Origin of the sequence: Bradyrhizobium sp., from assembly GCF_019242285.1 — a bacterium.
Taxonomy (GTDB): domain Bacteria; phylum Pseudomonadota; class Alphaproteobacteria; order Rhizobiales; family Xanthobacteraceae; genus Bradyrhizobium.
In genome coordinates, this window is record NZ_JAFAVV010000761.1 from 1 (window position 1) to 10,136 (window position 10,136).

Genomic DNA, 10,136 nt, shown 5'->3' on the forward strand with positions numbered 1-10,136 from the left:
CGGATCGGGATGGGCCAGATAATCGCCGCTGGTGTTGACGATATAAACTCTACCGCCGGGCAGTGCGCTTTCGCGCGCGTGCGCGAATGGTCCACGCAGGTCGATATCGATGACCACGATCCCGAACGGCCTCCCGTCCGGCCCCACCACCGGCGTTGACGCCCTGACAAGCGGGACATGCGGCGCATCGATCGCGCCGCGCTCCCGATCGAGCTCAACCGCTGAGATATCGACCTCGCCGCCGTGCAGCCGCATGGCGCGCTGGAAGTAGTCGCGGTCGCCTCTGGGCTGGAGTTCGGCTTCGGGCACGACCCGGACGGTGTTCCCTGGCCCAAAGCGGTCGGCCCGCGCGATCTCCCGGCCGCCGTCGGCGGCACCGATCAGGCGGATCTGATCGTAATCCGGGCTGGCGGTGAGTTGGGCGGCGAATCTCCCGCCCAGTTCACCGCGCCATTGGGCCAGCGTCGTGCTGCCGAAAGGATCTACGCCGCCCGCTCGCGTCGTACGCCTGACGCCTTCGAGGGCGACGGCCGCTGCTGTCGGAATTCCCAGCGCATCGCTTCGCGATCCGCGCACGGAGGCCTCGAGATCGGAGGCAAGCAGACGAGCATGGCTGTCGAGGCGATCAAGCCCGCGTGGCACCTCGACGATGGATACGTTGTGATAAGTCAGCGCGCCGGTGGCAGCAACGCTGAGCACGATCAAGGCGACCATCCCCGCGGTCAAACGCGCCGACAATCCCATGCCCGGCTCCGTGCTGGCGCGCTTGGCGGCTCGGTGAGAGCCAGCTGCAGATCGGTACCGGTTGGACCCGCCAGGAGCACCGCGATGACTGCTCCCACCGCGCCTGCAACGGCGCGAGTGCGACAGGCCGGCGACGCCACTACGTCAGCGTGTAACATCTTCCCGCCACCTGGTCAAAGCTGCCCAGTCAGCTATCAGCTATCAAGGAGATACAAGCGAGGTAATCCATAACCGTGCAGGCTATGACTGCGAGCCGCGCGCGGCGAGATCATGTCCCGGGACTTCGGATCGAAAGCGCGTCGGCGCGCGCAGCCCGAAATTTCCATCCGACAGGAATGCGATGGTCTGGCCGATCGCAGCCGGATGATAGGGCAGCGCGCTATGGACGGTCCTGACCGTGACGTGGTCGGCCATGCCGGCGAGCTTCGAGCTTGCGACCGAGACCCTGCCGTCGTTCGGTCTCGGCAGGATGAACGACGAGATCGGGTAGATCGAAAGATTGCCGGCGATGATGCCGACTGGATAATCGAGCGCCGGCAGCGCGGCCAGTGGACAGTCCGGGCGCGTGGCAAGCTGCATTCCAGCCGGTCCGAAATACCAGCGATAGATTGGGAAGGCCTGGAGCAGATCGACGATCTCGCTGCCGCCGTTCGGCGTGCCCAGCATCACCACGCGGCCGAGCCGGTCGGGCCGGTACTTCGCGACATAGACCCGCGCCAGCAGGCCGCCCATGGAGTGGCCGACGAAATGCAGCGGGCCATCGAGCCGGCGGGCAAAATCTGACACCGCCGGATGGATGTCGTCGGCCAGCGCATCGAGCGGCTTCTTGCGGCTGGCATAATCGAGGTTCAGCGTCGCGAAGCCGCGCGCCCGCAGCGCCCGCTCCATTCTCTTCAGCGTCCACGCCCCGACCGCGATGCCGTGGAGCAGCACCACGCCGCCGCGCCGCGCGTCGATTGACGCGGGCCGCATGGTGTGTTTGCGCATCATGCGACCTCGCGCTCCTCCGGCGGCACCGAGGCAAGCTCGCGCGCCAGCGCGGTTGCTGCGACATAGTCGGTCTTGCCCGAGCCGAGCAGCGGCACCTTGTCGACCACCTGGATGGCGGCCGGGACGGCGAGCTCGGAGGCGCCGGTCGTCTTGGCCTGCCGCTGCATGGCGGCGCGGTCGGCGTCCTTCTGCGTCGTGAGCAGTGCGATGCGCTCGCCCTTGCGCGGGTCGGGAAGCGCGATTGCGACCGAGATCGCCTGCGGCCACAGGGCCGCCGCCATCGCCTCCACCGCCGACAGCGAGACCATCTCGCCCGCGATCTTGGCAAAGCGCTTGGCGCGGCCCTTGATCGTGATAAAGCCCTGCGCATCGATGGCGACGATGTCGCCGGTGTCGTGCCAGCCGTCCGGCAAGGGCTCCAGCACGCCGGGATTTTCGGCGCGCAGATAGCCGAGCATGACGTTGGGGCCGCGCACCGAGAGCCGTCCGCCTTCCTCGATGCCGGGGACCGCCTCGAGGCGGTATTCCATCAGCGGCGACAGCCGGCCGACCGTGCCGAGGCGGTTCGCCATCGGCGTGTTCATGGCGAGCACGGGCGCGGTCTCGGTGACGCCGTAGCCTTCGAGGATGCGGATGCCGTAGCGCTCCATGTAGACCTGCCGGGTGCGGTCCTTCACCGCCTCCGCGCCGGCCAGCACCAGCCGCAGCGTGCGGAAGTCATAGGCGTGGGCCGAGCGCGCATAGCCGGTCAGGAAGGTGTCGGTGCCGAACAGGATGGTGGCGCCGGTCTGGTAGATCAATTCGGGCACGATCCGGTAGTGCAGCGGCGAGGGATACATGAAGATCGGAATCCCCGCGAGCAGCGGCATCATCATCCCACCCGTAAGTCCAAACGAATGGAACACCGGCAGCACGTTGAACACCTTGTCGTTGGCGTTGGCGTCGACGCGCGCCAGCGCCTGCGCGGCGTTGGCGAGGATGTTGCGGTGGGACAGCACCACGCCCTTGGGCGTCCCCTCCGAGCCGGAGGTGAACAGCACCACCGCCGGATCGTTGGCGTTGCGCGCAACGCGCGGGGCGATGCCGTCCTTGAAGCCGCGCAGCTTGTCCATGGTGGAAACCGTGGCGCGGATGTCCTCGAGATAGACGATCCGCGCCTCGGCGCCGATCGCGGTGATCAGCTTGTCGAGCTTGCCCTTCTCGATGAAGGCCTGCGACGTCAGCACGGTCCTGACCTGCGCGGCCTTCATCGCCGCCAGCACGTTCACAGGTCCCGCCGAGAAGTTCAGCATCGCCGGCACCCGGCCGATCGACTGCAGCGCCATGAACACCACGGCGACGCCGGCCGAGTTCGGCAGCAGCAGGCCGACATTCTCGCCGACCGAGGTGCCGTGCTCGACCTTGCGGCTCAAGACCTGGGCGCCGAGGATCAGCTTGCGGTAGGTGAGCCTGGTGCCGAGCGCGTCCTCGACGATCGCCTTGCCGGTGTCGCGGTCGCGATAGGCATGGGCGAGACCCTCGAACAGCGTCTGGTCGAGCATTGCGGTCTTGACCATGGCGTCGATCATGACGTCCTGCAGCGCGGCACCGGCAGCGTTGCGGCGGGTCTTGCCCTTCAGCGCCGGATCGACTGCGAGCTGCACCGGCGGCAGGATCGAGATCGTCACCTTGGGAAACCAGGCGCGCTTGATCTCGCCATTGTTCAGGTAGCTCAGATGCGAGCGCTGCGCGCCCTCGATGCGGACCGGGACCACCACGGCCTCGGCCTTGTCGGCGATCATCGCGGTGCCGTCATAGACCTTCATCAGCGAGCCGGACACCGTGATGCGCCCCTCGGGGAAGATCACGACCGGCTCGCCGGCGGCCACCAGCTTGATCAATTCGCGCGCCGAGAACGGCTTGGTCGGATCCATGGTGTAGTGCCGGATCAGCTTCAGGAACGGCTTCGCCCACCAGGCCTGGGCGATGCCGGTGTCGACCGCGAAGCTCGCCTCGATCGGCAGCACCGCATGCAGCAGCGGGCCGTCGATCAGGCTGACGTGATTGGGCGCGATCAGCATGCGGGTGCCGGCCGGCGGCAGGTTTTCCAGCCCGCGCACCTCGGTGCGGAACAGCGCGCGGAAGATCAGCGCGCCGAAATCGCGCACGCCTTCCTTGCCCCATTTGCCGAGCACGAACCATACCGCGCCAAAACTCGCGACGCCGAGGCCGAAGAAGAACCAGGCGACCGGCAGCGCGAGATATTGCAGCAGTGCGACGACGCCGGTGCCGGCAACCATGAAGCCCGCCTGCAGGATGTTGCCGGCGGCGATGACGCGGGCGCGCTCGGACGGCTGTGACCAGGCCTGCACCGCGGCGAAAGCCGGCACCACGAACAGGCCGCCGCCGAAGGCGAACAGCGCGAAGTCGAGCAGCATGTGCGCGCCCGAGAGCGAGCTCATGAAGTCCAAAGCGGTGACGTCGCTGCCATGCGTGGCGCGTGCGATCGCAAGCGCAAGGTCGAGGCCGACCAGGCCCATGACGATGGCGCCGATCGGCACCAGCGCGAGATTCGGCCGCACATGGGAGAGCTGGGCCGCGAACAGCGAGCCCGCCGCGATGCCGATCGCGAACACCGCAAGGCACAGCGTCACCACGCCCTCGGTGCCGCCGACGACGTCCTTCAGCACGGCCGGCAGCAGCGACATCACCACCGCGCCGGCGAGCCAGAACCAGGAGACGATGACCATGCCGTCCCAGAGCCGCGGCTCGGCATAGAGCGATCTCAGGAGATGAAGGGTCGAGGCCCAGGGATTGGCGGTGATCGACAGCCCGGGCGCCGAGGGCGAGGTCGCCGGAATCCGCGAGGCGAAGGCCCACGATAACAGCGCGAACAGGATGACGGCCGCGCACACCCATCCCATGTGGGTCGAGCCGGCGACGAGCTGGCCGCCGCCGATGGTGCCGAGCAGGATCGCCAGGAAGGTCGCGCCTTCCACCAGCGCGTTGCCGGTGGCGAGCTCGCCGACCGCGAGCTGGTCGGGCAGCATCGCGTATTTCACCGGGCCGAACAGCGCCGCGACGATCCCGAACAGCGCCAGCGCGGTGAACAGCAGCGGCACCGATTGCAGCGCGAAGCCCAGCGCCGCGAACGCCGCGGCGAAGATCTCGGCGAATTTCAGCCGTCGCGCGACGACCGACTTGACGTATTTGTCGGCGAGCTCGCCGCCCAGCCCCGACAGGATGAAGAACGGGAAGATGAAGACCGCGAGCGCGATCGTCACCAGCATGTCGCCATGCGAGGTCAACGTGCCGTAGAGCAAGAGCATGCCGAGCGCGTTCTTCAAGACGTTGTCGTTCAGCGCGGAGCAGAACTGGGCCCAGAACAGCGGCGCGAAGCGGCGGGACGACATCAATTCCTTGATCATGATAAGTCCTGTTGTATCTGCGAGCGGCCGACGGATTGTTCTCCGAAAGCCGCCGGTTGCAAGGCACTCTTCGGTCGATGCGAAACGAGATGTTGACGGGGACGCGGCTGGGCTAGCTCCGCTCGGCGCTCAGGAGCTTCTCGGTGCGCGCCTCCTCGATCCGGTTGATCATGCGGCTCGTCTCGTGCAGGTCGCGGACGGTCTTGGCGAGGGTGAAGCAGGATTGTACTACCATCCCCATGCCCATGGCGAAATAGGCGCGCACCCACCAGTCGAGCGGCAGCGCGAAGATGCCGCCGCCGACCATCAGCACGGACGCGGCGAAGGCGATGTAGGAGAAATTGACCCAGGCGCCGCTCGGCCGGTCGAGATGCGATAGGTTCGTGGACATGGCTACCTCTTCATTGAGCTTCGGGGGTGGATTCGATGAGAGTCGTCGCCGGCAGTCCGGCGGCGTCGCGCAACCGGGCCAGAATGTCGCCGGCGCGGACCTGCATCGGCTGGCCGAAGCCGGCCTCCGCCATCCGTTCGATCAGGCGCTCGGCGGGCGGCGCCATTTCCTCGCGCACCGCGCGGGCGTCGCCATTTTCGGCGACCAGCCGCGCCAACGCCGCCTCGGCCTCGCTGAAGCAGTCGAGTCCAGCGCGCGCAGCGGGCGCGGTGGCATTGAGGGCGTGGCCGACGCGCGCCAGGCGCCGGCCGCGGTCGAGCTCGGCAAGGCGGCGGCGCTGCGCCTCGACCTCGCCCCGCGCCAGCCTCACCTCGGCGGCGAAGCGCTCGGCGGCGCGCCGCGAGGCGCAGATCTCGGTCGTGATCGCGGCGATGGCCTCGGCGGCCTCGCGGGCGAGGCCGTCGCGGCCGGCGCGGAGCGCGGCGATCGCGCGCTGCTCGAGATCGGCAAGCTGCGAGACCAGGCCAGCGCGGCGTTCGGCTTCGCGCGCCTCCTCGGCGATCGCGATGGCGAGCGCGCGGCGGGCGGCGGTGTGGGCATGGCGTGCCGCCGTGATCGTGCGATCGAGATCGGCGAGCGAGGCGCCTTCCCTGCGTTGCAGATCGGCCAGCGCCGCGAACAGCCGTGCGAGCCATTCATGCATTGCCATCTCCTTCAGGTCAGCTTGCTGAGCGCGCGGAGCCGGTCGAGGCAGGCGCGCGGCCAGCGCCGTCGGCGAGCGCTTGCGCCGTTGGCGGGCGCCGCGCGCAGCCACGGGCGGCGCTCCGGCAGCACGCCAGCGACGTCGCAGGCCGCGGCGATCCGCTCGACCGGCGCCGTCAACAGGCCCAGGATGATCCGGCCGGTGCCGGTGACGACGGCAATGGCGTCGTCCGCAAAGGTGGTGGCAACTTCGATGGCGAGCGTTTGCATTTCGTCGGCCTCTGCGCTATTTTGAACAATGTTCAACACGGATAATCGGTAAATGAACAATGTTCAAGAAGAATCTTTGCGGGCCGGCAAAAAAAATCGGCGGCGACTTCTGATGCTCGAGACGGCGCGCGGCATCATTGCCGCCAAAGGCTTGAGGTCATTGAAGGTTCGGGACGTGGCGGAAGCCGCCGACTGCTCCATCGGCAGCGTCTATAACGAGTTCGGCGACTTCGACGGGCTGATCCTCACCGTCAACCGCGAGACGGTTCAAGCGCTGTCGCGACGGCTGGTTGCGGTGCCCGGCGATGATCCGATCCGCCAGCTCCACGGCTTTGCCGAGACCTACCTCGATTTCGCGGTCGCGAACGCCAATCTGCTGAGGTCGCTGTTCGAGCATCGCATGGAGGATGACCGTCCGTTTCCCGAGGACATCCTGGGCATGGTGATGCAGGCCTTCGCATTGATGTACGAGCCCTTGCGTCGCCTGATGCCGAACCGCGATCCGGAGGAGATCGCGCTGCAGGCGCGCATGATGTTCTCGGCGGTGCACGGCATCATCTCACTCGGGCTCGAGGAGCGCATGGTTGCGGTGCCGCCGGAACGATTGCGCGGCCAGATTGCGCAATTCGTCGATACGTATCTGTCGGGCCTCGGGCTCGCGCCGTTGCGGATGCGTTCGACGGATTGACGGCAAAATTGCGGGTCCGATGTGGCGGGATTGCTGGTATGCGGTTCAGGTCCGGTTCAGACAGCGTGCCGCATTGCTTCGCCGCCCGGGAGGGGACGCCATGCGAATGTCAAAAGACACGCGATCGTCGTTCGTGCATTTCATGCAGCAAGGGTTGGTGGCGGCCGCTTGCCTGCTGGCGGCCTCGCTGGAGGCGACGGCCCAGACCGGTGATACAATTTCGCTGGCTCGCCTGACGGGGGCGTGGCGCGTCACCGCGGTCGATCTTCAACCGGGCGGCGAGATTCAGGCGCTGACGCAGAACGATCCCGCCGACATGGGCGCCATCCTCGACATCTCGACCGAGCGGTTGAAATGGCGTCCCGGCAAGGGCTCGGCGTTCTCCGATGTCTGCGAAGGGCCGTTTCTCGAACCGGACGCGACGCTCGCCTGCGCCAAGGGAAATTTCGGCTATGCCGGCGCGACCCTCAAGATCGTCGGCCCGCGGCTGCGGCTCGAATGGTACGACAACGCGATCCTGACCTTGTCGAAAGTGCCGCCCCCTCGCTGACGCACCGCGACGCGAGGCGAAGCCGGCGCGCGGTGGCGAGGGAGTGCTTCGCCTTCCGATCTTCCTGCGGCCGCCCGACCGCTGAGCAGGGCGCCGCGCCCTTTCGTCACGCGCTCGCCCGTTCCGCCGCGCCGCCGAGCAGCTTGACGTTGAGCCGGCCGCCGGCGAACAGCATGTCGTCGAGCGCCTCGTCGACGTCGGCCATCTCGATCAATTCGCGGTCGCGTGACATCGCGCTCTGCGCCATCCGCCGCACCAGCTCCTTGATGAAAGCGGCGCTGACGCCCTGCGTGCGCCGCGCGGCCTCGTCGACGACCGCCTGATCGAGCGGCAGCCCCTTGCCATAGAGCCGGACCAGCCTGGCGCGGCCGGCCTCGTCCGGCAGCGGCACCTCGATGGCCTGGTCGATGCGACCGGGCCTGCCGGCCAGCGCCTGCTCCAGATCTTCCGGCCGGTTGGTGGTCAGCACGAACAGGATGTCGGCGTCCTCCTTCAAGCCGTCCATCTCGTTGAGCAGGTGGTTCAACAGCGATTCCTCGCAAGGCCCGTCCATCTCGTCGCGGTCGCGCGCGATCAGGTCGACGTCCTCGATCACCACCATGGCCGGCTGCAACAGTCGCGCCAGGTTCATATAGGCGCCGAGATAGGCGACTTGCGCCGCGGTGATGATCAGCGTGGTGTGCCCCGGCAGGCTGGTCGCAAGGTAGCGGATGGTGTGGGTCTTGCCAGTGCCGGGCGGCCCATAGAGCAGGATGCCCTTGCGGGTGGACAGGCCGAGGCGTCGCAGATTGTCGCGGCCTTCGATGAAGCGCAGCACGTTGCGGTCGAGCAACTTCAGCGTCCGCTCCGGCAGGATCACGTCCTCGCGCGCGACCGGCGGCATCCGGTGCACCATCACGCCCCTCGACCGTCCGCGATAGCTGGCCGCCGCATCGAACGAGAGGATCTTGCCGCGGTAGGAGCGCGCGGCGTCGACGGCCCGCTCGAGCTCGGCGAAGGCGCGCTGCGCCAGCGCCTTGCCTTCCGCGCCCGCAGGCGCCGCGATCTCGATGCGCAGCCCCGCCTCCTGACTGTATTCGCGATGGTAGCAAAGCACGACCGCGAAACGGAGCTCGCCGGCCCGGCACAGCCACAACCCGTTTTGCAGGCAACTGACCGGCTCGCTCTCGCCGGTATCGATCTCGTAATATTGCGGCGGAGCGATCGCCTGGGCATGACGGCCGTCGCGCGCGAGCTGCGCAAAGGACAAAGTCTCGTAACGATGCTCCTCGTGAATGCCGAAGAAGCGGACGGGTTCGGCGAACAACCGGTCGATCGCGACCTGCAGATCGGCGCGCATGTGGCCAGGAAACTGCCGCATCGTGGTGACGAGTCCACCGCGCAGCAGGCCGGTGAAGTGCCAGTACAGCGCCTCGCAGGCATATTCGAATTGCGTTTCCTGCGGCTCGCTGGGAGTGCCAGAGACCGCCTCGCTCGTGATCACGAATGGATGGCCGGCAGCCCGGACGCGCCTTAGCGCCTCATCCAGCAAGGCCTTGGTGACGGCAGCGGGATAGGGCCCGCAGGCGGGGCGCTCATCCTGACTGATCCGCACGATCAGCGCGATCGCGTCCCGCCGCGACAGGCCGAATACGTTTTGCAACAGGTCCTCGACGAACGTCGCAGGCGTGTCGTCATCATTGTGAAAGACAATCCGAAAAGACGCGGCGTCAGCCAAGACGTCGTGCATGCAAGCCCCCTGAACATAACCCCGATGCCAGAACGAAATAAGAACATCACGCCGCGCGAGCGCCGTCAAGAGGTATTATGATATTTCCAGACGATTGTCGGGCAACGACATCCACGCGCGTCATTTGCGTATCGCTGCTCTCATGCCCTGCGCCTGCCCGACGCGGTTCGCGACGATGCATCGAGGTTCGCGTCCGTCCGGTAAGACCGCGCCGAATCCGTGCGTGTCATGCGGCAACGGCCCGTCGGGCCAATCTGTCGCACCGAACGCCTTCCGATTTTCGGAAATCGATTTGACGCCGACCCCAAATCAGTGGCATTATGCGCCCGTCCTGCCGCCACAAGAGGGGCGGCTCGCGATCGTCACGGACGTGGGCGGCGGGATGCGATGGACGCGTTGGCGCGCGAGACGAGCGCGCTCGATGCGGACTGCTAAGACGTGTGGTCCTGGCGCCGCGACGCTGGCGTCACGTCGGCGGTGATGATCCGCCGATCAGGGTGGCAAGAAAGCCCATTCACCCGGGAGAGCGCGTTATAGGCGTTAACACCATCGCGCAGGGAGGGCCGGGTATTCTCGGCTGAACCTGTGGTTCCTACCCCGTGCTTATTTGCTGCACGGGGGCCATGGGTATCAGTCGATACCCGGCCTTCCCTGCGCCCTCTGTT

Annotated in this window: 9 protein-coding genes; 2 read left to right on the forward strand and 7 right to left on the reverse strand. The window is 67.1% G+C overall.

The features are described from left to right. From JOY90_RS31105 to JOY90_RS31130, 6 genes are all read right to left on the reverse strand, one after another. Positions 1 to 744, reverse strand: a 744-nt coding sequence (locus JOY90_RS31105) for a cache domain-containing protein (RefSeq protein WP_291694921.1), incomplete at its 3' end; no start/stop codon positions are given. 240 nt (positions 745 to 984) lie between these two features. After that, positions 985 to 1,731, reverse strand: coding sequence for an alpha/beta fold hydrolase (locus JOY90_RS31110; protein ID WP_291694929.1), 747 nt, complete (start codon positions 1,729 to 1,731; stop codon positions 985 to 987). Next, positions 1,731 to 5,141: an acyl-[ACP]--phospholipid O-acyltransferase gene (locus JOY90_RS31115; protein ID WP_291694922.1), complete on the reverse strand. Its 3,411-nt coding sequence runs from the start codon at positions 5,139 to 5,141 to the stop codon at positions 1,731 to 1,733. The genes JOY90_RS31110 and JOY90_RS31115 overlap by 1 nt, the downstream gene beginning before the upstream one ends. A gap of 112 nt (positions 5,142 to 5,253) precedes the next feature. Further along, a complete protein-coding gene (locus JOY90_RS31120) occupies positions 5,254 to 5,532 on the reverse strand; it encodes a YiaA/YiaB family inner membrane protein (protein ID WP_291694923.1) in 279 nt (92 codons plus the stop codon). Between the two features lie 10 nt (positions 5,533 to 5,542). Then, positions 5,543 to 6,235, reverse strand: coding sequence for a PspA/IM30 family protein (locus JOY90_RS31125; protein WP_291694924.1), 693 nt, complete (start codon positions 6,233 to 6,235; stop codon positions 5,543 to 5,545). Between the two features lie 11 nt (positions 6,236 to 6,246). After that, positions 6,247 to 6,540, reverse strand: coding sequence for a hypothetical protein (locus JOY90_RS31130; RefSeq protein ID WP_291694925.1), 294 nt, complete (start codon positions 6,538 to 6,540; stop codon positions 6,247 to 6,249). 76 nt (positions 6,541 to 6,616) lie between these two features. On the opposite strand from JOY90_RS31130, the gene JOY90_RS31135 reads away from it, so the two are divergent. Together JOY90_RS31135 and JOY90_RS31140 are read left to right on the forward strand one after the other, a co-directional pair. After that, positions 6,617 to 7,192 carry a TetR/AcrR family transcriptional regulator gene (locus tag JOY90_RS31135; RefSeq protein WP_291694926.1) on the forward strand — a complete coding sequence of 192 codons (576 nt, stop codon included), beginning with the start codon at positions 6,617 to 6,619 and terminating at the stop codon, positions 7,190 to 7,192. Positions 7,193 to 7,292: 100 nt separating this feature from the next. Then, positions 7,293 to 7,742: a hypothetical protein gene (locus JOY90_RS31140; RefSeq protein WP_291694927.1), complete on the forward strand. Its 450-nt coding sequence runs from the start codon at positions 7,293 to 7,295 to the stop codon at positions 7,740 to 7,742. A gap of 106 nt (positions 7,743 to 7,848) precedes the next feature. Here the strand turns inward: JOY90_RS31140 and JOY90_RS31145 are convergent, their stop codons facing one another. Further along, positions 7,849 to 9,471 (reverse strand): ATP-dependent Clp protease adaptor ClpS, encoded by a 1,623-nt coding sequence (locus JOY90_RS31145; protein WP_291694928.1) that lies wholly within the window; start codon positions 9,469 to 9,471, stop codon positions 7,849 to 7,851. Positions 9,472 to 10,136 lie beyond the last annotated feature (665 nt).